The following is a 22,419-nucleotide window of genomic DNA, read 5'->3' on the forward strand; positions in this document are numbered from 1 at the left end:
CTCACACGGGTTCGGCCCATGAGATGATAAAGCACCTTTCAGCGGGACAAGCTTCGACTGATCAAACCCTTACCGGCAGTGCGCACACAGTGGCCGGCGCCAATAGCGATCATGCAAACGGCTGTACCTCGATGAGCTCCGGTTCAGGTGAGGATTCGAACGCCTGGAATAGCTGTGTCGGGCAGGATGACTGCCAGCTGCAGCATTGCAGCGCCGCCCACGCCATCGCCAAGGTGTTTCCCGCTTCAATCTCCCCGGACCTTAACCAGTCCTGGCCGCGACTCTCACCGCGTCCGCTTCTGCTGCCTCTGCCTCCGCTGGGCCAACCTCCGAAAACCGCCTGATCCTCAGGCTGCAGCTAACTGCAGTCCAACCGATCTCCTTTTCGTTTTTTGAATTGGATTTACGAATTTTCGTAGGGCGGCCATTGCATTATCGATGTCCGGTCGCCCAGGCGTGAGGACAGTATCTTGTATCTCTTTAAATCTTCCGGAGCCTTGCTGTGCCTGATCGGCACCGGTGCTCTGGCTTATCTACCTGCCGTTCAGGCGGCGCCACTGACACTTGAAGACGCGGTAAACCGCGCTCTGGCGTCGGATACCTGGATCAAAACCAGCCAGTTTAACGAGTCATCGCAACGTTCCATGGGCGATGCTGCGGGTCGCTTACCGGACCCCAGGTTCAACCTGGCGCTGGCCAATATGCCCAGCGATACGCTGGACTTTAACCAGGAGCCGATGACGCAACTGGTGTTCGGCGTCTCCCAGATGATCCCCCGCGGCGATACGCTTGAGCTGAACTCCAGCAAGTTTGCCCAGCAGGCCGATATGCAGCCGCTACTGCGTGAAGAGCGCAAGGCGCGGGTGCGCATGGAAGTGAGCCAGCTTTGGCTGGACGCCTGGCAGGCGCAGCGCAGCATCGACCTTATCGATGACAACCGGGCGCTGTTTGAGCAGCTCGTCGATGTAACCACTTCCAGCTACGTCTCGGCTCTGGGACGCACCCGTCAGCAGGATCTGATCCGGGCGCAACTGGAACTGACCCAGCTCGAAAATCGCCTGTCACGTCTGCAGCAGCAGCGCGATATGGCCAGCGCAAAACTCTCTGAGTGGTTGCTCAACGTAGAGACTGACGATGCGGAGATTTCCGCTTCAACAGCCCTCGAATTCCCGACAGCTACGCCGCAGCTCGCCAGCAGCGAAACCGCTCTGGAGCAGATCACCAACGCCAGGCGGTTTATCGGCCACCCGTCCATTCAGCTGTTTGATCGCCAGATCGAACTGTCCCGCACTGATGTGGATCTGGCCGAGCAGAAGTACAAACCGCAGTGGGGCCTCTCCGCCAGCTATGGCTATCGCGGTGACGATGCCATGGGCTCGGATCGTGCCGATCTGATGAGCGTTGGCGTCAGTGTGGAGATGCCGCTGTTTTCGACCCGTAAGCAGGACAGTGAGGTGGACGCCGCCAGCTCCCGCGTCGAAGCGGTGCGTACCGAACGCCTGCTGAAACTGCGGCAACTGGTCTCCGCCTTCGACAACGCCAAGGCGGGCTATCTGAACGCCAGCGATCGCATCGCGCTGTATCAGCAGCAGCTGTTACCGCAGAGCCATGAGGCCGCCGAAGCGGCGCTGAATGCCTACACCTCTGATGATGGCGACTTTGCCGAGGTGGTGCGCGCGCGTATCAGCGAACTGGATAACCACCTGGCTCTGATTGAGCTTTCAGCACAGCAGCAGAAGCAGCTTGCGCAGATCAACTACCTGCTGACCAGCGTCGATAGCGAGGGACGATAAATGAGTAATGGAGCAAATAACGGCAAGGGAGCGATCAAGTCGCTCGCGCTGCTGGTGGCCGGTATCGCGGTGGGTGCGGGTGCTGTTTATCTAACGCAACCGGGCGGTGGTGAAACGGGCGCGTCCGCCAGTGGCGAGCCGGAACCGCTTTACTGGGTGGCACCGATGGATCCTAACTACCGGCGTGACCAGCCCGGCAAATCCCCCATGGGGATGGATCTTATTCCGGTCTATGCCGAAGACCAGAACAGCGGCCCGGACGAGGGTGCCGGCACTATCAGCATCGCGCCGGAAGTGGTCAACAACCTGGGCGTTCGTACCGGCGAAGTCGCCGAATCGAGCCTCAACTTTGAAGTCCGCACCGTCGGATATATTCAGTACAGCGAAGATCGCATCGTCCATATTCACCCCCGTGTCGAGGGCTGGATCGAAAAGCTCTACGTCAAAGCCGCCGGGGAACCTGTTAAGCAGGGTCAGCCACTCTACGATCTCTATTCACCGGAACTGGTCAACGCCCAGGAGGAGCTGCTGTTTGCACTGAGCCGGGGCGATTCCCGTTTGACCAACGCTGCCGAAGCGCGCCTGCGCTCACTGAACGTTTCCGATTCCGTGATCGGAACGCTGAAGCGTAATCGCCGTACGCTGCAGACCGTAACCTTCTACGCCCCCGCCGATGGCGTTATCGACGACTTCGCCGTGCGCGAAGGCTTCTACGTGAAGCCGGGCATGACGCTGATGTCGGTGGGCGCCCTGGATGAAGTCTGGGTTGAGGCGGAAGTGTTCGAGCGTCAGTCGAACCTGATCAAACAGGGGCTGCCGGTGGTGATGCGGCTTGATTACCTGCCCGGCCGTGAATGGGACGGAGAGGTGGATTATGTCTACCCGACCCTGGACCCGAACACCCGCACCCTGAGAGTACGCCTGCGCTTTGCCAACCCGGACCGGGAACTCAAACCCAATATGTTCGCGGAGGTCAGAATCCTCAATCAGAGCAGCGAACCGGTGCTCAGCGTTCCGCGTGAGGCGGTGATCCGCAGCGGCCAGCAGAATCGCGTTGTGCTGGCCCTGGGAGAAGGACGCTTCAAGTCGGTGGCGGTGAATACCGGTCGCAGCGATGGTTCGCGTATCGAGATACTCGATGGCCTCAGCGCCGGTGAGCAGGTGGTGACCTCCGCGCAGTTCCTGCTGGACTCTGAATCTAGCAAAACCTCCGACTTCAAGCGGATGCATCAGCCGGATGAGAGCGATACAGCCGAGCAACCGGCCGAAGTACCCACCAGTGTCTGGGCAGACGCCCAGATCAACAAGCTGATGCCGGACGATCTGAAGATCAACGTCGATCACGCGGCGATCCCGGAGTGGAACTGGCCGGAGATGAAGATGGACTTCAGCGTATCCGAATGGGTCGACCTGAGTACGCTTAATCCCGGTGACAAGGCGCAGATCGAGATCCGTAAGCTCGAAGAGGGCGGTTACCAGGTTAACGATATTTATGTCACCGAACCGGCGGCAGGTGCGCAGGGCGGGGAGATGAGTGGCTCCAGCTCGGATGATATGTCCGGTATGGATCACTCTTCTATGGATCATTCAGCGATGGAATCCGGGGCTGACCAGGGCGCTGATCAAACCATGGATCATAGCAATCACAACGCCAACCCGGCCGGCCAGCAGTAAGGAGGCGATATGATCGAATCGATAATTCGCTGGTCTGTCGGCAACAGGTTCTTTGTGTTGCTGGCTACGCTGGTGATCATAGGTTGGGGCTTGTTCTCGCTGAAGAACACTCCAGTGGATGCGATACCGGACCTCTCCGATGTGCAGGTGATCATCAAGACCAGCTACGCGGGGCAGGCGCCACAGGTGGTTGAGGATCAGGTGACCTATCCGCTGACCACGGCCATGCTGTCGGTGCCCGGTGCGGAAACGGTGCGCGGCTACTCCTTTTTCGGTGATTCCTACGTTTACGTGATCTTCAACGAGGATACCGATATCTATTGGGCGCGCAGCCGGGTGCTGGAATACCTCTCGCAGGTAGCGCCTTCACTGCCGGAAAATGCCCGTCCGCAGCTGGGCCCCGATGCTACCGGCGTTGGCTGGGTATACCTCTACGCCCTGCAGGATAAAACCGGCCAGCACGACATTAGCGAGCTGCGTTCACTGCAGGACTGGTTCCTGAAATACGAGCTGCAGACCGTTCCCGGTGTGTCTGAAGTGGCGCCCATCGGCGGTATGGTGAAGCAGTACCAGGTGCGCGTGAATCCCGAAAAACTGCGCGCGCTGGGTATGCCGCTCTCTAATGTTCAGAACGCCATTCGACGCGGTAACCAGGAGGTGGGCGCGTCGGTTATCGAGATGGCTGAAGCGGAGTACATGGTTCGTGCTACCGGCTATATCCAGGGCGTGGAAGACCTGGAAAATATCCCGCTGGGCGTGAATCAAAACGGTACGCCGCTGCTACTCAAGGATGTGGCCGAGATCGGCACAGGACCGCAGATGCGCCGTGGCGTCGCCGAGCTTAATGGCGAGGGCGAAGTGGTTGGCGGCGTCGTGGTGATGCGCTTTGGTGAAAATGCGCAGAAAACCATCGACGGCGTGAAGGCCAAGCTGGAAACGCTGAAAGCAGGTCTGCCGGAAGGCGTTGAGGTGGTGACCGTCTATGACCGTTCCGGCCTTATCGGCCGCGCGGTGGAAAATCTCTGGCACAAGCTGCTGGAGGAGTTCATTGTCGTTGCCCTTGTATGCGTGCTGTTCCTGTTTCATATCCGCTCTTCGCTGGTAGCGATCGTCAGTCTGCCGGTGGGTATTCTCGCCGCCTTTGGCGTCATGCACCTGCAGGGGATCAACGCCAACATCATGTCGCTGGGCGGTATCGCCATCGCTATCGGCGCGATGATCGATGGCGCCATCGTCATGATCGAGAACATGCACAAGCATATGGAACGCACAGCGCTGACCAAGGAAAATCGCTGGCAGGTGGTGGCGGAGTCCGCCTGTGAAGTGGGGCCGGCGCTGTTCTTCAGCCTGTTGATTATCACCATCAGCTTTGTGCCGGTGTTCACGCTGGAATCCCAGGAGGGACGGATGTTCTCTCCGCTGGCATTCACCAAGACCTACGCCATGGCGGCCGCGGCGGCGCTGGCGATTACCCTGGTGCCGGTGCTGATGGGTTACTTCATCCGAGGCAAGGTGCTGGCGGAGCACAAGAATCCGATCAACAAACTGCTCACCGCCATCTACATGCCGACGCTGAAAGCGGTGCTGCAGTATCCGAAAACCGTTCTGGTTGGCGCGGTGCTGGTGTTGGCGGCGGGCTTCTGGCCGCTGGACAAGATCGGCAGCGAGTTCATCCCCTCACTGGATGAGGGCGATCTGATGTATATGCCGACCACCTATCCCGGTATCTCCGTGGGGCAGGCGCGCCAGGTACTGCAACAGACCGACAAGCTGATCAGCACTATCCCAGAGGTGGAAACGGTATTCGGCAAGGTAGGGCGCGCGGAAACCGCCACCGACCCGGCGCCGATGACCATGATCGAGACCTTTATCCAGCTTAAACCCCGTTACGAATGGCGCGAAGGTGTCACCACCGACAGCCTGCGTCAGGAGCTGGATGCCCTGGTGAAGTATCCCGGCGTGACCAACGCCTGGGTGATGCCGATCAAGACCCGTATCGACATGCTGGCCACCGGTATCAAAACCCCGGTAGGCGTGAAGATCGCGGGTCCCGATCTGAATCAGATCCAGGCGATCGGCCAGCAGCTCGAAACCATTCTCAAGGATGTGCCGGGCACAGCGTCGGTGTACTCCGAGCGAGTGGCCGGAGGGCGTTACATCAAGGTGGATATCAATCGCCTGAATGCGGCGCGTTATGGCCTGAATATCGCCGATATCCAGCAGATCGTCGCCAGCGCCATCGGCGGAATGAACGTGGCCCAGACCATTGAAGGGTTGGAACGCTACCCGATCAACCTGCGCTATCCGCAGGATTACCGCGACTCACCGGAACAGCTCGCACTGCTGCCGATCGTTACTCCGGCGGGGCAGCGTATCGCCCTGGGCGATGTGGCGGATATCTACGTGGAAGAGGGGCCGCCAGGGATCAAGAGCGAGAACGCACGGCTGAACGGCTGGGCCTTTATCGATATCGAGGGTGTAGATCTGGGTTCCTACGTGGAGCAGGCCCGCGCAACGGTGGAAGAGCAGTTGGATCTTCCCGCCGGATATTCGGTGTCCTGGTCCGGCCAGTACGAATACATGCAAAGGGCGAAGGAAAAACTCACCTACGTGATTCCGCTGACCCTGGCGATCATTGTCGTGCTGCTGTTTATCAACTTCCGCAACTTCACCGAGGTGGCGATCATCATGGGCACACTGCCGCTGGCCATGGTGGGTAGCGTCTGGCTGATGTACTGGGAGAACTTCAACTTCTCCATCGCGGTGGGCGTGGGCTTTATCGCCCTGGCCGGTGTGGCGGTGGAGATAGGCGTGATCATGCTGGTGTACCTGAACCAGTCCTGGCGCGAGATGCTTGAGCGCTGCGCCGCCCAGCATGTGCTGCCGCGTGAGGAAACCCTGCGCCATGCGGTGCTACACGGGGCGGGTCTGCGTGTGCGCCCGGTGATGATGACCGCAGCGTCGATCATTATCGGCCTGCTGCCGATCCTTTACGGCACAGGCACCGGATCCGAAGTGATGAGCCGTATCGCCGCCCCGATGGTCGGCGGCATGGTTAGCGCCGTGATCCTGACGCTGCTGGTGCTGCCGGCAGTGTACTACCTGCGCCGCCTGCACTCCCTGAAACAGCTCTCCTTGAAAGAGATCTACGCCGAACCACCCCAGGCACCGGGGAATAACCCCGTTGCTTAATCAGCATTTAAAAATCCGAAAAACTGAAATGAGGAAAGACACCATGAAAACTTTGAAATCGATCATCGCTGCCGGCCTTATTGCCCTGTCTGCTCCGGCCTTCGCCCATACCGATATGATGGAATCCCATCCGATGGATGGCGCCATGATGATGGAGCCGGTCAAGAACGTTGAGATGACCTTCGGCATGGATGTGCGCCTGGTCAACGTGCGTGTGATCGACTCATCCAACAAGCCGGTAAGCATCGGCTTTTCACCGATGACCGAGCCGGCCAAAAACTTCAGCGTACCCATGCCGATGCTGAAGCCGGATACCTACAAGGTGGATTGGACCGCCATGGGTGAAGACGGCCACAAGATGACCGGTTCCTTCCAGTTTATGCAGCATTGATCAAACACCTGCATAAAGTCTGACCGAAAACGGCCGGCGATCTCCTCAGAGCGCCGGCCGTTTTGTTTCTGCCTTTTGCTACTTGAAAAGTCTTATTGATCCCATGGTCTTTCAAAAACTGATCTATGCTTCGAACAGCCTTTGGCTGAAGGACGCGCGGCACTCCTTACCAGACCTGAGCACGAGGAGCATGCGCATCAGAGGATAAAAAGACTGGAGGGAGTCATGCTTTTTGTTACCAACAGGGAGCCGAAGGGCTCGATCCGCACACGGGTTAACCGCAAGTTTGCATTCGATCTAAAGAAAAACGCACCTTCAAACTCGATCTACTGCTGCGAAAGAGTGGGGCCGGACGACTATATCGAGCTGGGTTCCAAGCTCTGGTTGAGTCGCCTGAAACAGAGCCGATCCAAACAGCTGCTTTTCTTTATCCATGGTTTCTCCAATATCCCGGAGCCGGATATCTTCCCGCGTGCGCTGTCGCTGCAGGCCCAGTTCGATGCGGTCGACCCCGAACTGGTGCAGGTGATACCGGTGATCTGGCCCTGCGATGACGACCCCGGCATCGTCAAGGACTACTGGGATGACCAGAAATCCGCCGATATGAGTGCCTTCTCCTTTGCCCGCGCGCTGCAGTTCTTTATGCGCTGGCGCGATGAAGAGCCGGAAGAGTTTCCCTGTATCAAGCGGATTAATGTGCTGGCGCACTCCATGGGTAACCGGGTACTGAGGCAGACGCTGGCGGCCTGGGATAAATATGATCTGGCGGACGGGGTGCCGCTGATCTTCAGAAACACCTTTCTGGTGGCGGCGGATATCGTTAATGAATCGCTGGAGCCGGAGTTTTCGGGCCGTCTGATCAGCCAGTCATCACGCAATGTATCGGTCTATTACGCCTCGGATGATCTCGCACTGCGGGCAAGCAAAGTCTCTAACCTGAAGAACAAGGTGGCATCACGCAGGCTGGGTCACTCCGGCCCCGAGGATATGGATAAAACCCAGTCCAACGTGTACGCCATCGACTGCGACAACTTTAACAACCGCTACGACCGCCCCAAGGGCCACAGCTATTTCATCGATGATGGGGAGGGAAATCCCGGCGTTGTGTTCCAGCATCTCGTTCAGTCACTGCAAACCGGACGTGTCTTTGTCGGTGTGAGCCGGGATCGGCGTCATATTCTCTAAGGCTGTTTTCTTCGGGATAGGCTCTGATGCGTTCTGCCAAAGCGCAGCGTCGTGAACGGTCATAGTCGCAGGCGAGCAGGACTGTTATGCTGACTTTAATGTAATGGATAGCTGCAATAGAGCTTAACCAAGAGAAGGAGCAACGCCACGATGTTTAATGGACTGGATGAGCTCGAAGATTTTGCCGAGCGCCTGGCACCCCCAACCAAGGAGGAGCTGGAAGCGGCCCGCAGCGAGAAGCTGGCTGAGGCCTATGAAGAAAACGAGGCACCCAGCGAGCTGGAAGTTCACGCCTGATTATTGGACTGCCTGTCGTTAAGACCTCACGAATAACACCCGAAAGCCCTGCTCATTGATCCGAGCGGGGCTTTTTTATGAGCATGCGCTTCGGCTCGCTGACTTCCGTTAAAAAGTTGGCCCAGGATTATGCTGGTTTTTGGGGAGTTGCGTGCATTGAAAGGGCGCATCGTCCACGCCTTAAAAGCGGGTTGATGTTGCTGCGCCAGAAGATTATCGCCTTTTACTTGATCGACCCAGACCATTCTCTGCTTTTAATAGGCACAAGGACTGAGTGGCAAAGATGCTGCATAAAAAAATCTGGTGCTAACATAAGATAGAATAGATTTTATTGTTTTATGGCACTGCCCGAGCGACATCAGATTTCACAGGGTACTGCACGGCGCAAGGCCAGAATTCTGCAGCTCCCTCAAAGGTAGCCCAATGAACTTTACGCTAAAGCAATTGAGATATTTTGTACTGGCCGGTGACCATAGCAGCGTCACCAAGGCAGCGGAGGAGATGTACGTCTCTCAGCCCTCCATCTCGTCGGCCATTCATCACCTTGAGACCGTCACCGGGCTGCAGCTGTTTATCCGACACCATGCCCAGGGTCTGACGCTGACGCCCCAGGGCCGTCAGTTTTATCGCAAGTCCAAGAACCTGCTCAAGCAGGCCGATGATCTGGCTCTGTTCGCCACCAGCCTTGGTAAGGATATCACCGGTAACCTGAATCTGGTGGGGTTTCCGACCTTTACCGCACTGATGATGCCGAGCATTCTCAAGCAGTTTATTACCCGTTACCCGGAGGTAAATGTTCATTGCGACGAGATGCACCAGCGCGATCTGATTCAGGGGTTGCTCAACAGCGATTATGAACTGGCGATCACCTACGATATGGAGCTACCCGACTCCGTCGAGTTTCTGCCGCTGTTGTCTCTGCCGCCCTATGCGGTGGTAAGCCAGGACCACCCGCTGGCAAACCGGAAAAAGGTCTCACTCAAGGAGTTGGCGGACCTTCCCATGGTGATGCTCGACTGGCCCATGAGCCGCGAATACTTCAGCTCGCTGTTCCTGAGTCAGAACCTCAAACCGAACTGCGCGCACAAGGCGCATTCACTGGGTATGGTCAGGGGTATGGTGGCCAACGGCTTTGGCTACTCGCTGTTCAATACCCCGGCGGTCAGCAACGTGGCCTTGGATGGTTCTGAATTTGTGTCGCTGGAGTTGGAAGATGAGCTGATGCCGCTGCAGATGGGGATCGCCCGACTTGCCCAGTCGCGTCTGACACCCGCAGGCAATGCGTTTGTAGAGATGTTGCAGAGCTATGCAGACCGGTTGCTCAGCGGCGATATAGAGGAGAAATCCTCCTGATCGGCGCTGCTACCCGATAGCCCGAAGAAAAAAGGGAGCCCGAGTCAGGCTCCCTGGAAGGGGGATTAGAAGGTGCGGGAAACGGTCAGCACGACGGTGTTATCGTTACGGAACAGACCGCTGTTGTATTCGTCCGCCTTGTCGATGCTGTTAAACAGGTAAGCGACCGACAGATCGACACCGGCATAGCTGCCGGACAGGCCGATGGAGTAATCCTCGTAGTCGTTGATATCGGCTTCGCCCCAGTAGTCACCGAAGCTGTGGCCTGCGTGCAGGTCCAGGCTAAGATCCATAGGCAGCGGCTGGCTGTAGCCGATAGCGATGTACTGACCGGATTCGCCGGTGTTGAAATAGTCGTCGGCATAGCCGTAGGTGAGGTAAGCGTTGCCGTAATAGAGGCTGAAGTTGATCTGGCCGTAGTCGCCATCAGCAGCGTCATAACCCGGGTAGGTGTACCAGGCCAGGTTCACATCGTAGCTCAGGTCATCGGTGATGCTGTTGCCGTACCCGACGTAGTAATCGATCTCCAGGTTGGCGTCGTCCCCGAAATCCACATTGCTGCCCCAGATGCCGGCGTAGATACCGTTATCGAAGGCAATATCCAGGCTTCCCTGGATCGCAGCATCACCCGCCGTCTGGGAGATACCGTTGAAGCGGTAGTCGTTGGTGAAACTGATGGTGCCAGAAGTTTCCGCGGCGTATACCTGAGTGACTGCCAGAGTGCTGACCAGACCAAACAGTACTTTTTTCATTTACTACATACTCCTGAAGTGCATTTTCTTTTTTAGGATTGTTGGGTGTTTCGCATGACCAGGGGGCGATTAAAACCGCGTGTCCCGAGGCAGCCAGGGTGCGCCTCGGGTACGCGGGGCCACTGAAGCCAGGTTCAGTGGCCGGGTGCTTCGTTGTTATTGGATGATCCTTGCCTTTGCTGACCTATAGGCGACTGTCCGCTGAGCGCAGGGTGCGGCGCTCGCTAAACCGACGTGTCGGGGCGGACACAAACAGGACTATTCGTCACCAGGTACGCCGTAGCTTTCGGCGTTGTCAGGGTCCTGGGCGCGGGTGATGTAGGCCTGCATCTGGGGCTGGTAGTTGTGCCAGACCATGCGTAGCTCGTTGATCGGGTCGATATGCCAGTCGACGCGCAGATCGACCACCGGCCACTGGGGTTCGGCGCACATCAGAATGCCTGCCGAATGCACCGGGCCCATTTCGCCACCGGCGGCGAGGCCCGCCTCCAGCGCCTGCAGCAGGCGTTCCGCCAGGTGACCGGTGCTGCTTTCAAACGCTTTCACCATGGCCGCTGGCACCTGTTCGTTCTGCAGCAGGTTGCCCATGGCGATACAGTTCTGACCCACCGCCGTTGCGTGCAGGCCCAGCGCTTTCTCGCCGCTGAAGGTGGCGCCTTCGCCTTTGTTATTCAGTACGCCCAGCTGACGCCAGCGCACATCGCTATCGGCTTCGCCGAGTGCCTCAAGCACCTGCTCGGGAGAGAGGCCTTCGCTCAGCAGCTTCAGACCCAGGGGCCCCAGGTCGGGGTTGGTTACGTTCTGGGTCAGCGCAACACCGGTGCCACTGCCGACAAAGGCGCAGCGGCTGGTGACGCAGATGCTGGAGGAGCTGATGGCACAGCCCAGCATGCCGGTCTCGGGACAAAAACCCGCCACGGAAAAAGTCATGCTTGCTCCTTATTCCTGATCGGGTATAACGGCGATGACATCGATCTCCATCAGCCATTCCGCCTGCGCAAGGCCGGCGACAACGAGCCCGGTAGAGATCGGGAACACTCCCTTCAGCCATTTGCCCACTTCACGGTATACCGGCTCACGGAAGCGCGGATCGGTGATGTAGGTAGTGGTCTTAACGATATGGGACATATCGGAACCCGCCTCTTCAAGCAGCTGCTTGACGTTCTTCATCGCCTGCTCGGCCTGAGCACGGGGGTCGCCAAGGCCCACCAGGTTCCCTTCAAAATCGGTACCGACCTGACCACGGACATAGACCGTATTGCCGGCTTTAACCGCCTGGCAGAGATCGTTGTCCAGCGTCTGGTTGGGGTAGGTTTCCTTGGTGTTGAACATGCGGATTCGTGTATGTGTGGGCATCGGCATCAGCTCCTGTAGCAAAGCGAAAAATGAGACAAGATAAAAACGAGAAATGGCGGCGGGTCAGTCCCGCCGCCAACACTTGCCGCGATCAGGCGTTACGCTGGTCCGCGTCCTGGTATTCCAGGTATTTACGCTGGGTCGCGATGTGATCGGCGATGTGCTTCGCATCGTGCCAGACGCCCCATATAAAGGTGGAACCACGGCGCGACAGCCAGGGCAGACCGATAAAGTAAACGCCGGGCTCGGTGGATACGCCGCGCTGATGCTGGGGCTTACCGTTGCTGTCGAAGGCGTTCACATCCAGCCAGCTGTAATCGATGCTGAAGCCGGTGGCCCAGATGATGGTGCTGATGCCGGCTTCCGCCAGGTCCAGTTCCAGAATGGGGTTGGTCATGCACTCAGGGTCCGGTAGCTTGCGGCGCGCTTCCGGCTCTTCCGGCAGGTCCAGGCCGTTACGCTCGATGTAGGCATCGGCCGCGTCCAGCAGGGAGAAGTAGTTGTCGTCACCGCGGGCGATATTCTCGACCAGGTTGGGTGCGAAGGTAGCAACACCCTCGTTGAAGTTCTCGGTCAGGCCGACCAGGTTGATGCCTTGTGCCGCCAGGGCACGGAAATCAACGGTGCCTTTGGAGCCGTGAGCGCCGGTCACGGCGATGGTGACGTGCTCGGTACCCGGCTTCATCGCTTCGGCATCCCACTCGCCCAGTACACCCAGCCACCAGACGAAATCGCGGTTGCGGTAAGAGCGGGGCGGACGGTCGTGAGCACCCACAGAAAGGTAGACCTTCTTGCCGGCGCGGTTCAGTTCATCGGCGATCTGCACGCCGGAAGAACCCGCACCCACTACCAGCACGCCACCTTCAGGCAGATCCTGCGGGTTGCGGTAGTTAGCCGAGTGCATCTGCGTGATCTGCTCGCTCTGCGGCGCGATCGGCGGAATAGCGGGCTTCTGGAACGGGCCGGTGGCCGCGACGATGCGGTTCGCCTGGATCACGCCTTCAGAGGTCTCTACGGTAAAGCCGGGGCGGTCGGTGTTACGGAAAACCTGTTTCACCTCAACACCGGTGCGGATCGGTGCTTCAAACTTCTCGGCGTACTCAACAAAGTAATCCGCTACCTTTTCCTTGGGCACGAAGTCGTCCGGACCGTAACCGCTGAATTCGAGACCCGGAAAACGGTCGTGCCAGGCGGGGCCGTTGGCGACGAGAGAATCCCAGCGGGCGGTGCGCCAACGCTCTGCAATGCGGTTTCTCTCCAGCACCAGGTGAGGTACACCCAGCTTGGTCAGGTGTTCACTCATGGCTACGCCGGCCTGACCAGCGCCTACAACCAGCGTATCGATCTCTGTTTTTGTAGCTGTCATCTCTGCATCCTGTATTGCTATTCGGGCCTTCAAGGAAAGGGCGGTTCAGTGATGCGGGCCCGACGCCAAAGGCTGGTCAAGGCTGCTTACTGAGTAGGGTTCAAGCCTAGGAGATCGCTTTGGATTGTTAAAATATTATTAATTTAACAACAGCATTAAAAAAACGAATTCAGCGGGCGCGGGCAACGAGAGTGCAAACGGCATGGCGATAATCAGCGGGTGGGCCAGGGACAGAATCGGCGTTCTGAGCGTTATCAGGCATAGGGAATGTTCGGTTAGAAGTGTTCAGCCTTGAGCGAAGCTGTTAGATGCTCAACCTGCGTCCTTTTAGGTCGAGTGTCTTATATGCGGTGATGCTTCTTATAAACGCGGCCGGTTATGAGTTGGGCCACCTTTAAGTATGCAGTGAAGCGTTAACATAAGTCCGAGAGTAGCTTTAGTAAAACCTATGCAGTTCGAAGATTTATAGTATTTTACAAATAATTGAGCAGTTTTTAGGCTGGGTCGCATTATCGATCAAGCCGTGTTCCGAGACTGAGTCCGCGGCTTGAAGCGGTCCGATCCGATCCCTCATCGCCCCGGAATAAAAATGAACGCCAATAACAAAAAAGCCATCAAGACCGTTCTGCAATGCGACTCCCTGCCTGATACCGAATTCAGCAACCTGCTGATGTTCTGCCGGCTGACCACGGTGCAACAGGGCGGGCGCTTCGATCTGGCCGCTCATCCCGATCAACTGGTGCTGCTGCTGGATGGCGAATGCCAGTACGACCTTGAGGGGCTGACCGTCGACTTCACGGCACCGGTGGCCTGTAGCGCACTGGAATCGCTGTATGGCTCTGTTGAAGCCAGGGGCACGCTGATCGCCAAGGGACCGGTACAGCTGCTCACCATTGAGCTGGCCCGTCTGCGCGCCTGGCTGGCACAGGCGGAACTGAACGGCACCCTGATGCTGCCGTTGATGAAGCTGGCCACCTCACGCAGTGAGGCGGTGGCCGAAGCCAAGCGGCCCGACAACCTGCGCCGTGAAAAGGATCTGCTGGGTGAGATGGATGTACCCCAGCAGGCGTATTACGGCGTGCAGACGCTGCGTGCGATGCATAACTTTGCCATCACCGATATTCAGCTGCGCCATTTCCCCAAACTGGTGATAGCACTCGCCATGGTGAAAAAGGCCGCGGCACGGGCCAACTGCAAGCTGGGCCTGCTCGATGATCGTCGCGCCAATGCGATCAGCGAAGCCTGCGACGAGATCATCGCCGGCAAATGGCACGATCACTTTATGGTGGACGTGATCCAGGGCGGCGCGGGTACCTCCACCAACATGAACGCCAACGAGGTGATCGCGAACCGGGCGCTGGAGCTGATGGGCTACGCCAAGGGCGACTATCACCAGCTGCACCCCAATAACCACGTGAACCTTTCGCAGTCCACCAACGATGTTTACCCCACGGCGATTCGCCTGGGCATCCTGCTGAGTCACGATGAATACGTGAAGGCGCTGTCCGGGCTCTGCTACGAGCTAAAACAGAAAGCGGTGGAGTTTTCCGATGTGGTGAAAATGGGCCGCACCCAGTTGCAGGACGCCGTGCCGATCACCCTGGGGCAGGAGTTCGACGCCTGGTACGTGACGCAGAAAGAGGATATAGAGGAAGCCAAGGATGTACTGGAGTACTTCCGCGAGATCAACCTGGGTGCCACCGCCATCGGCACCGGTATCAACAGTGACCCGGAATACTCCAGCCTCGCCATTGAGGAACTCTCCCATATCTCCGGCAAGGAGCTGGTGCGCGCCCGCAACCTGATCGAAGCCACCTCTGATATGGGAGCGTTCGTTACCTTCTCCAGCGTGCTGAAGCGCAATGCGGTGAAGCTCTCCAAGATGTGTAATGACCTGCGCCTGCTCTCCAGCGGGCCGCGGGCGGGGCTGCAGGAGATCAACCTGCCGCCGATGCAGCCCGGCAGCTCCATCATGCCCGGCAAGGTCAACCCGGTGATCCCGGAGATGGTGAACCAGGTGGCGTTCCAGATTATAGGCAACGATATCACCGTCACCCTGGCCGCCGAGGCCGGTCAGCTGCAGCTGAACGTGATGGAGCCGGTGCTGGCGTTTAACGTGCTGCAGTCGCTGCGGTTGCAGATTCGCGCCATCAACACGCTGTCCGCCAAATGTATTCGTGGCATCACCGCTAACCGGGAGCGTTGCCTGGACCTGGTAAACAACAGTATCGGCATTATCACCGCACTCAACCCCTATATTGGCTACGATAATGCCAGTCGTATCGCAAAACAGGCGGTGACCAACGGTGAGAGTGTGCGTGACCTGGTACTGGCGGAGGGGCTGCTCAGCGAAGCAGAGTTGAACGAAGTGCTCAGTATCGATGCGATGACGGCACCCCGACGTATGCGCAAACAGGCGCAAACCGAACTACTCACCAATAAGTAACGCCGTCTAACGCGGTAGCCAATGGAGGATAAAGATGACTGTACAGACCAAAGAGTACTGGCTCTCTAAACAACAGCAGATCGAGCTGAAGACTCAGGCTTTCATAGACGGCGCCTTTGTCAACGCCAGCAACTGCGATACCTACGACACCATCAACCCAGCCAGCGGCGAGCTGCTGGCCAAGACCGCCGCCTGCAGCAGTGCTGATGTGGACAGCGCGGTAGAATCTGCCCGCCGTGCGTTCAATTCCGGCGAATGGTCCGAAGCGGCTCCGGCCCACCGCAAGGCGGTGATCAAGAAGCTGGCCGCGCTGATCATGGAAAACCTGGAAGAGCTGGCGCTGCTGGAAAGCCTGAACGTAGGCAAGCCGGTGCAGGATACCCTGAACCTGGATATTCCCGGTTCCGCCGCCTGCTTCGAATGGTACGCCGAAGCGATCGACAAGCTCTACGGCGAAGTGGCTCCCACCGATGGCAACAACATCGCCACCATCACCCGCGAGCCGATCGGCGTTGTCGCCGCGATCATCCCCTGGAACTTCCCGCTGGATATCGCCGCCTGGAAACTGGCGCCGGCCCTGATCGCGGGTAACTCTGTAATCCTCAAGCCCGCCGAACAGTCACCGCTGACCGCGCTGCGTTTGGCTGAGCTGGCTAAAGAGGCGGGTCTGCCGGATGGCGTACTCAACGTGGTTACCGGCTACGGGGAAGTGGTGGGCAAGGCGCTGGGCCTGCATAACGACATCGACTGCCTGACCTTCACCGGCTCTACCGGCGTCGCCAAGCTGCTGATGGGCTACTCCGCTGAATCCAACATGAAGCCGGTATGGCCGGAAACCGGCGGCAAGAGCCCCAACCTGATCTTCGCCGACTGCAACCTGGATGCCGCAGTGGAACACGCCGCCATGGGTATCTTCTTTAACCAGGGCGAAGTCTGCTCCGCCAACTCCCGTATCCTGGTGGAGAGCAGCATCAAGGATCAGTTTATCGACAAGCTGATTACCAAGGCGCGCTCGATGAAGGTCGGCGATCCGCTGGAGCCCGATACCCAGGTGGGCGCGCTGATTGACAGCAACCATGCCCGCCGCGTACGCAGCTTTATCACAAAGGCCGAAGAGCAGGGCGGCAAGGTGCTGACCGGCGGTGTCGGCGATGAGTCCACCAACTACGTGGCGCCCACCATCGTCGACGGCGTTACCCCGGATATGACCATCGCCCGTGATGAGGTGTTCGGCCCGGTGGTCGCGGTGATTACCTTTGAAAGCGATGAAGAAGCGGTGGCGATCGCCAACGACTCGATCTACGGCCTGGCGGCATCGGTTTGGACCGAGAGCCTGAACCGCGCTCACCGCGTAGCGCGTAAACTCAAGGCCGGTACCGTATCGGTGAACACCATGGATGCGTTGGACTTCAGCACACCGTTCGGTGGCTACAAGCAGTCCGGCTTTGGCCGTGACCTGTCGCTGCATGCGCTGGATAAGTTCACCCAGCTGAAGACCACCTGGATCAAACTCGGTTGATGCTCCCTACAAGGGAGCTGAGGTAGACCAGCAACGAATACTGGGATTACCTTCATCCGCTTCCTTTTCGTGGCCGGTTTCGGCTGCTGCCGAGCAAAGGGGCTGTACGCCTTTCGTTACTAAGTAAGCCCCTTTGCAATCCCAAACCGCCCCGATGGCTTGGTCGGCTACGCCGACTACCCTGTGCTTCTTGTCTGAAAGAGCGGGACAGGAAACTCGCGCCTGCGGCGCTCAAACAGCCTGTCCCTTGTCTCTATTTCAGCCTGCGATGCTCGGCTGCGCCAAAGGGGATTGATTGCTGCGCTCAGGCATTCATGAAACATCGAGCCCTGTTATTAATAAGGCACGAGAAAGACATAGCTATTTTCCATTTCCTCTACCCCGTGCCATTTTACTGGCCCTGCCGGTTAAAACGGCCACCACCAGTGTGAGGTGCCCAGGCTATCCCGGCAGCCGCGTAGCTGTTCGCCATACGTGCGGGCGTTGCCATCAACCTTTCTGGCGACCCGGACCAACCATCCCTTGCTGTTGTAGCTTTTACGCTTCCAGCCGCCGTGACCTTCGTGATACGCCAGATACTGGTTGTAGGCGTCCCACTTGGAGATGCCCAGCGTCCGCTGGGATACGTTGGCATACCAGCCCATAAAGTCCACCGCGTCATCGTAGTCATCACGGTCCGCGCCCCAGTTACCGGTCGCATCCTTGTACCAATCCCAGGTGCCATCTTTTACCTGCGCATAGCCATAGGCGCTGGATACACGCCACCACATGGGGATACCGAGGAAGGTATCTCTTGGCGGGGCAGCATCATGCTTAAAGCTGGATTCCTGCCGCATAATCGCCAGCTGCACCTGGATCGGCAATCCCCATTTCTCTTCAACATCCTTGGATGCATCGAACCAGTCGGGCTTTTCACGAAAAATCCTGCAGGCATTTTCCACGTTGGAAGGCGGAGTCGTCGCACAGGACGCGAGCAGAAGGGATGAGGCCAGGAGTAACAAACTTTTACGCATACGCAGATCGGAAGCCAGGTTAAAAGGGTGGTGGGTTGAGCTCGCTTTAGGAAATAAAAACCAATCATCTCATACTTTTAGAGCTTTCGGCGGATTCACCTGGGCTGATCGCCGGATCACATAAGTTTTAACTGCTTCTCGGATACTAACGCGTATGTTGTGACCAGTTTCTGAAGCTGGCCAGTACCTTCCATTAGCGACTTAACATTAAGAAATGACTTGTATAACTTGTGCCTTTGCCCCAACCGTAGCAAACTGACTCCAACGTCAGACAGGCAGTAGACGTATTACCACAGCCGTAAACGATCCAAAGGGACTGATGATGGATACGTACAGCTCTCCCATAGCTAGTTCAGCGACTCGAAAACTTCCCGACAGAGAACAGCTTTGGCCTGTATTGGGCCTATCACTTTTCGCAGAAACGTCAGTATCCCTTAAGTCGGCTCTTAAAGCTCGCGAATACCCTATGGCGTTTCGCCCTAAGGATGTGCTCGAAAATTCCTCTATGAACTCAGTATTTTACAAATATCCGATAGGTTAAGTCAGGGAATTAATAGGCATACCATCTAATAATTATTATGGGGCCAACGGCCCCATTAACAGGCTGTTAGCTCGCAATCATCAATTTTTAGCTAAGAGGCAATATGAGAAAAGACATTCCTGCGCCTATAATCGCGGTTTTATCAGACAACTTATCTGCGCTCGAGACTCATGCAAGTCTCGATAACCTATTCTTATATGCTGATGCTCCAGGGGAGCCGCCTGAAGGTTCTAAGCCTGTTAAAGTTCAAGCGTGGCTAAGACGAATTAACAAAGAATCAGGCGAACCATTAAAAGTCCTTGGTAAGTTGATTGAAACGTATATGGAGTTACCAAAGCAAGAAGAGGAAGAGGTCTTCCTGTGGGGAACTAACGTTACAAATCATAAAAAGGAGTTCAAAGAAAAGCTTGAGTCAATTCTTGCGCAGTGCAATCTAACTTACATTAATGGTGGTATTGTATCTGATGGTAGTTCAGCTCCAAGTCGCTCCTTGTCTGACTTAATTAAAGGTAGAGACATTCCCTCAATTGAAGCTGAATTTACAAGAGCGCTAGCAAATGTAAACTCTGAACCTAGAGAATCAGTGTCAGCAGCTTGCAACATTTTGGAATCCATATTTAAGGTCTATATTGCTGATGAGCAATTAGCACAACCTCAAAAGCAAGATCTACAAAACGTTTGGAAAGTTGTGCGTGGTGATTTAGGTTTCGATCCTAAACTAGTTCAAGATGATGACTTAAAAAGAGTTTTATCAGGCATTCTGTCAATTGTTGACGGTATTGGAGCGTTTCGCACACATGCCAGTTCAGCGCACGGTGAGGGTCGAATTATGTATAAATTAAAACCTCGTCATGCTCGTTTGGCAATTCACTCTGCGCATACAATAGCGATGTTTGTGCTTGAAACTTGGGACGAAAAACGTAAGTCAGCGAGCTAACAAACAATTTAAGAGGGATTCCCAACGCTTGGCATTTTTGCTTCTACTTCAAGTTTAGTGTTTATGGCACAATGCGTTAGGTTTGGGTGGTAGCGTTGCTCACCCCTTAATTGGGCGTTAGAACAATAAAGTATCCAACATAAAATATGCAGGAAAATATGGAAGTAGAGGAAAGAATAGAACGTATTAGAAATGGGGCAGTAATTAAATGGCTGGAGGTCATGATTTGGTTTTGTTTATGCCTGTATCTTGGGGAAGGATTCTGGGGAGATCTGTACGATTTTATTGAACATATCGCCACAGAAAGAAGTGATTCATACAGGTACTTTACGAATATATTTGACAATAATCTTGAGGAAATGTTTTTCGCAATACTTAGCGCAATCTTTCCTATTCTTTACTTAAATATAAATGGCGTATTGCCAATAGCTGAAATTATCGCGAAGTTTGCTTCTATTGGAGAAGCAAAGAAATACGACTTCAACAGTGATTCTCTAAACTCCGAACAGTATCTTCAGTTACTAAGCGCAAAGAGTGAAAATATTGCTCTTGGAATGGAAAAGAAAGCGCGTATATATATGATCGTCGGAGTAACCTTTTCAGCCGCTGGCATTTTGGCTCTGATTCTTTCGTCAAGTTTAGGTGAAACAAAATTAGATATAACAGCCAGTTTGTTAGATACGTTACCAAAACTTGGTGCTTTTGCTTTTGTGCAGGCAATAGCATTTTTCTTTCTGAAACAATATCGTGTTTCTATGGAAGAATTTCGATACTATGAGGCTATTAAAAGGAAGCAAGAGGAGAATATTCTATTTTATAAAACAGCTGCCGAGCACGAATGGCAAGATATATTGAAATTGTCGATTGCAAATGGGTCTATGTTTTCGTCAGGATTCACACTTGATTCAGGAAAAACCACTCAAGTTTTAGAGACAGATAAGCTAGAAACAAGTGACTACAAAATGCTTGAAAAAATCATAGGTGGTATATTCGATAAAAATGCTGCTAACAAGTGATTGTAGTCGCCCGCAAGCGGGCTGGGACCTCCGCTGCTACGCAGCACCAGGCCCTAAATTAGGCGTGAAAGCGTAATAATGGCATAAAGAGTAATAGTATGAAAGATATAATCGATGCTGTTAGTTCTAGAATCAAAACACCATATTTTGGCTATGCTATTCTCGCATTTATTGCACTTAATTGGCGTGGGATATTTCTTTTGGTAGTGACAAATGGCACACCGAATGAACGACTCAACGCGTTTGATAGTATGACTAGCTATAATACGCTCGTAGTCTGTCCTTTACTTGTTGGTGCTTTAGTTGCTGCATCCTCACATTGGGTTCAGTATTTATTCGGTATCATTTCACGTAAACCTTCAGGATTGATCGATAATCTATATCTTGAGGCGGAACATAAGAAAACTATCCGCGAGGCAGAGCTTGAGCAATCTCGCTCAGATCTCTTCGCTGTTAAAGAGAAGGAACTCATCGAAAGGGCAAAGAGAGATGAAGAAGTAGCTGGTATTGAGGATGATGCTGCAAAAGAGCGGTTATCTGAACAAATCGAAAGCCTAAGAAGAGAGCGCGATCAGCTTTCGGCCCAACTCGAAAACCAATCTTCTCGGAAAATTCCAACTATAAATAACCTTTCAAGTGAAGCTATAGAAATAATTAAGTCAGCTTCCCAAGATAAAAGCGGGAAAATCTTGAAGCCGCGAACAATCGGGGAGAGAAGTATTCAGGTCGGCAGACGCGCATTTGGTTCAGAAAATCCAAGAGATTTTGCGAGATATGATGCTGCACTTGAAGAACTTATTAGCGGGGATCTCGTAAAAGGGCTAGGGGGAAAAGGCGAGGTTTTTGAGTTAACGCATAAAGGGTGGCAAGTAGCAGATTCGCTTTAAAAAAAAGTCATGAAATTGACCTCAATAAGCTACGCTTTTTTCGGCAATTTATAACGGCGTTAAATGCCGGTGATAGCCATGTCCAATGCCCCGACAATTTGGTCTCTGAAGTGCGATAGCGAGCCAACCGGTTTTTGAGGTGCTTTTCCGAAACAGAGGAAATTTGGGGCGTTAACAGTAGGAGTTCCTGGTCTGCAAAGCTGATTTCCGGCGTGATTCCTTGCATGGCTTCACTACCAAATGCGGAGCGTTTCCCTAAGGGGATGACGATGCGAGTTGCCAGTTCGCTCAGCAGGCTGCTTTGTATATAGACCAGGTAAGGAAGTGCGCTTTGCTGGTCTTGCTTGGGTTGGGGTATACATCGAACTGCGCCATCGAAACTCCCTGAATTCGTCGCCGAAGCATCCATGTTCTTCGACAAAATCATTGTAACTCTTTATAGCGGCGCGGTTTTCTTCAATCCATTGTTCTGCCTGACGTTTTGACAGTTCTGCCTTCAGCGCTCGTTCGAGGGTAGCAGACAGGTTAATGTTTAGTTCACGAGTTTTACGCAAAAGATCCCTATTGACCTAGAGGTTTGTCGCTTTTTTGGAGCATCTGCGTCGTAGAGTTCGGCCATTCGAGCCTCCAAGTGGCTATTTAATGGATGGCTTTAATCTATGCGCATGCCGATGCGCACTCAAGGATTTAACCAATAGCTG

19 protein-coding genes and 1 pseudogene are annotated in these 22,419 nt (G+C 55.2%); 13 read left to right on the forward strand and 7 right to left on the reverse strand.

The window, feature by feature from the left end; genetic code table 11:
• The first annotated feature begins 131 nt into the window (after nt 1-131).
• The 8 genes from CLV83_RS05280 to CLV83_RS05310 all read left to right on the forward strand — a co-directional run bounded on the left by CLV83_RS05280 (nt 132) and on the right by CLV83_RS05310 (nt 9,885).
• Nucleotides 132-344 carry a hypothetical protein gene (locus tag CLV83_RS05280; RefSeq protein ID WP_132288515.1) on the forward strand — a complete coding sequence of 71 codons (213 nt, stop codon included), beginning with the start codon at nt 132-134 and terminating at the stop codon, nt 342-344.
• Between the two features lie 126 nt (nt 345-470).
• A complete protein-coding gene (locus CLV83_RS05285; RefSeq protein WP_132288518.1) occupies nt 471-1,793 on the forward strand; it encodes a TolC family protein in 1,323 nt (440 codons plus the stop codon).
• Complete coding sequence (locus tag CLV83_RS05290) at nt 1,794-3,467, forward strand: efflux RND transporter periplasmic adaptor subunit (RefSeq protein ID WP_132288521.1); 1,674 nt, start codon at nt 1,794-1,796, stop codon at nt 3,465-3,467. It abuts the gene before it with no gap.
• Nucleotides 3,468-3,476: 9 nt separating this feature from the next.
• Nucleotides 3,477-6,659: an efflux RND transporter permease subunit gene (locus CLV83_RS05295; RefSeq protein ID WP_132288524.1), complete on the forward strand. Its 3,183-nt coding sequence runs from the start codon at nt 3,477-3,479 to the stop codon at nt 6,657-6,659.
• Between the two features lie 43 nt (nt 6,660-6,702).
• A complete protein-coding gene (locus CLV83_RS05300) occupies nt 6,703-7,050 on the forward strand; it encodes a copper resistance CopC family protein (protein WP_132288527.1) in 348 nt (115 codons plus the stop codon).
• A 225-nt stretch (nt 7,051-7,275) separates the two neighbouring features.
• A complete protein-coding gene (locus CLV83_RS05305; RefSeq protein WP_132288530.1) occupies nt 7,276-8,235 on the forward strand; it encodes an alpha/beta hydrolase in 960 nt (319 codons plus the stop codon).
• 150 nt (nt 8,236-8,385) lie between these two features.
• Nucleotides 8,386-8,532 carry a hypothetical protein gene (locus CLV83_RS22570; RefSeq protein ID WP_165900245.1) on the forward strand — a complete coding sequence of 49 codons (147 nt, stop codon included), beginning with the start codon at nt 8,386-8,388 and terminating at the stop codon, nt 8,530-8,532.
• Between the two features lie 423 nt (nt 8,533-8,955).
• A complete protein-coding gene (locus CLV83_RS05310; RefSeq protein ID WP_132288533.1) occupies nt 8,956-9,885 on the forward strand; it encodes a LysR family transcriptional regulator in 930 nt (309 codons plus the stop codon).
• Between the two features lie 65 nt (nt 9,886-9,950).
• On the opposite strand, the gene CLV83_RS05315 is transcribed toward CLV83_RS05310, so the two are convergent.
• From CLV83_RS05315 to CLV83_RS05330, 4 genes are all read right to left on the reverse strand, one after another.
• Entirely contained in the window at nt 9,951-10,637 is a 687-nt protein-coding gene (locus tag CLV83_RS05315; protein ID WP_132288536.1) for a TorF family putative porin, read from the reverse strand.
• Nucleotides 10,638-10,895: 258 nt separating this feature from the next.
• On the reverse strand, nt 10,896-11,567 hold the full coding sequence (locus CLV83_RS05320) for a DUF1028 domain-containing protein (RefSeq protein ID WP_132288539.1): 672 nt from the start codon (nt 11,565-11,567) through the stop codon (nt 10,896-10,898).
• A gap of 9 nt (nt 11,568-11,576) precedes the next feature.
• On the reverse strand, nt 11,577-11,993 hold the full coding sequence (locus CLV83_RS05325; protein WP_104001918.1) for a RidA family protein: 417 nt from the start codon (nt 11,991-11,993) through the stop codon (nt 11,577-11,579).
• A 91-nt stretch (nt 11,994-12,084) separates the two neighbouring features.
• Nucleotides 12,085-13,359: a flavin-containing monooxygenase gene (locus CLV83_RS05330; RefSeq protein ID WP_132288542.1), complete on the reverse strand. Its 1,275-nt coding sequence runs from the start codon at nt 13,357-13,359 to the stop codon at nt 12,085-12,087.
• Between the two features lie 589 nt (nt 13,360-13,948).
• On the opposite strand from CLV83_RS05330, the gene aspA reads away from it, so the two are divergent.
• Entirely contained in the window at nt 13,949-15,805 is a 1,857-nt protein-coding gene (aspA, locus tag CLV83_RS05335; RefSeq protein WP_132288545.1) for an aspartate ammonia-lyase, read from the forward strand.
• Nucleotides 15,806-15,839: 34 nt separating this feature from the next.
• Entirely contained in the window at nt 15,840-17,324 is a 1,485-nt protein-coding gene (locus CLV83_RS05340; RefSeq protein WP_132288548.1) for an aldehyde dehydrogenase, read from the forward strand.
• Nucleotides 17,325-17,731: 407 nt separating this feature from the next.
• On the opposite strand, the gene CLV83_RS05345 is transcribed toward CLV83_RS05340, so the two are convergent.
• Nucleotides 17,732-18,337 (reverse strand): transglycosylase SLT domain-containing protein, encoded by a 606-nt coding sequence (locus tag CLV83_RS05345; protein ID WP_132288551.1) that lies wholly within the window; start codon nt 18,335-18,337, stop codon nt 17,732-17,734.
• A gap of 644 nt (nt 18,338-18,981) precedes the next feature.
• Between CLV83_RS05345 and CLV83_RS05350 the strand changes: the two genes are divergently transcribed.
• From CLV83_RS05350 to CLV83_RS05360, 3 genes are all read left to right on the forward strand, one after another.
• Nucleotides 18,982-19,815, forward strand: coding sequence for an abortive infection family protein (locus CLV83_RS05350; protein ID WP_132288554.1), 834 nt, complete (start codon nt 18,982-18,984; stop codon nt 19,813-19,815).
• A 158-nt stretch (nt 19,816-19,973) separates the two neighbouring features.
• Nucleotides 19,974-20,831, forward strand: coding sequence for a hypothetical protein (locus CLV83_RS05355; protein ID WP_132288557.1), 858 nt, complete (start codon nt 19,974-19,976; stop codon nt 20,829-20,831).
• A 98-nt stretch (nt 20,832-20,929) separates the two neighbouring features.
• Nucleotides 20,930-21,718, forward strand: a complete 789-nt coding sequence (locus CLV83_RS05360) for a hypothetical protein (RefSeq protein ID WP_132288560.1) — start codon at nt 20,930-20,932, stop codon at nt 21,716-21,718.
• 7 nt (nt 21,719-21,725) lie between these two features.
• Here the strand turns inward: CLV83_RS05360 and CLV83_RS05365 are convergent, their stop codons facing one another.
• Together CLV83_RS05365 and CLV83_RS22750 are read right to left on the reverse strand one after the other, a co-directional pair.
• On the reverse strand, nt 21,726-22,145 hold the full coding sequence (locus tag CLV83_RS05365) for a CcdB family protein (protein WP_243642281.1): 420 nt from the start codon (nt 22,143-22,145) through the stop codon (nt 21,726-21,728).
• Nucleotides 22,146-22,155: 10 nt separating this feature from the next.
• A pseudogene (locus CLV83_RS22750) lies at nt 22,156-22,272 on the reverse strand (type II toxin-antitoxin system CcdA family antitoxin); the annotation flags it as partial.
• Nucleotides 22,273-22,419 lie beyond the last annotated feature (147 nt).

Source organism: Marinobacterium mangrovicola (genome assembly GCF_004339595.1).
Classification (GTDB): Bacteria; Pseudomonadota; Gammaproteobacteria; order Pseudomonadales; family Balneatricaceae; genus Marinobacterium_D; species Marinobacterium_D mangrovicola.

What these genes read in the sequence shown, in the direction of transcription:
- CLV83_RS05305 (WP_132288530.1), top strand. Translation starts at nt 7,276, where the DNA reads ATGCTTTTTGTTACCAACAGGGAGCCGAAGGGCTCGATCCGCACACGG.
- CLV83_RS05320 (WP_132288539.1), bottom strand. Translation starts at nt 11,567, where the DNA reads ATGACTTTTTCCGTGGCGGGTTTTTGTCCCGAGACCGGCATGCTGGGC.
- CLV83_RS05330 (WP_132288542.1), bottom strand. Translation starts at nt 13,359, where the DNA reads ATGACAGCTACAAAAACAGAGATCGATACGCTGGTTGTAGGCGCTGGT.
- CLV83_RS05280 (WP_132288515.1), top strand. Translation starts at nt 132, where the DNA reads ATGAGCTCCGGTTCAGGTGAGGATTCGAACGCCTGGAATAGCTGTGTC.
- CLV83_RS05360 (WP_132288560.1), top strand. Translation starts at nt 20,930, where the DNA reads ATGAAAGATATAATCGATGCTGTTAGTTCTAGAATCAAAACACCATAT.
- CLV83_RS05365 (WP_243642281.1), bottom strand. Translation starts at nt 22,145, where the DNA reads ATGATTTTGTCGAAGAACATGGATGCTTCGGCGACGAATTCAGGGAGT.
- CLV83_RS05300 (WP_132288527.1), top strand. Translation starts at nt 6,703, where the DNA reads ATGAAAACTTTGAAATCGATCATCGCTGCCGGCCTTATTGCCCTGTCT.
- CLV83_RS05340 (WP_132288548.1), top strand. Translation starts at nt 15,840, where the DNA reads ATGACTGTACAGACCAAAGAGTACTGGCTCTCTAAACAACAGCAGATC.
- CLV83_RS05290 (WP_132288521.1), top strand. Translation starts at nt 1,794, where the DNA reads ATGAGTAATGGAGCAAATAACGGCAAGGGAGCGATCAAGTCGCTCGCG.
- CLV83_RS05295 (WP_132288524.1), top strand. Translation starts at nt 3,477, where the DNA reads ATGATCGAATCGATAATTCGCTGGTCTGTCGGCAACAGGTTCTTTGTG.
- CLV83_RS05310 (WP_132288533.1), top strand. Translation starts at nt 8,956, where the DNA reads ATGAACTTTACGCTAAAGCAATTGAGATATTTTGTACTGGCCGGTGAC.
- aspA (WP_132288545.1), top strand. Translation starts at nt 13,949, where the DNA reads ATGAACGCCAATAACAAAAAAGCCATCAAGACCGTTCTGCAATGCGAC.
- CLV83_RS05325 (WP_104001918.1), bottom strand. Translation starts at nt 11,993, where the DNA reads ATGCCCACACATACACGAATCCGCATGTTCAACACCAAGGAAACCTAC.
- CLV83_RS05355 (WP_132288557.1), top strand. Translation starts at nt 19,974, where the DNA reads ATGGAAGTAGAGGAAAGAATAGAACGTATTAGAAATGGGGCAGTAATT.
- CLV83_RS05350 (WP_132288554.1), top strand. Translation starts at nt 18,982, where the DNA reads ATGAGAAAAGACATTCCTGCGCCTATAATCGCGGTTTTATCAGACAAC.
- CLV83_RS05315 (WP_132288536.1), bottom strand. Translation starts at nt 10,637, where the DNA reads ATGAAAAAAGTACTGTTTGGTCTGGTCAGCACTCTGGCAGTCACTCAG.
- CLV83_RS05345 (WP_132288551.1), bottom strand. Translation starts at nt 18,337, where the DNA reads ATGCGTAAAAGTTTGTTACTCCTGGCCTCATCCCTTCTGCTCGCGTCC.
- CLV83_RS22570 (WP_165900245.1), top strand. Translation starts at nt 8,386, where the DNA reads ATGTTTAATGGACTGGATGAGCTCGAAGATTTTGCCGAGCGCCTGGCA.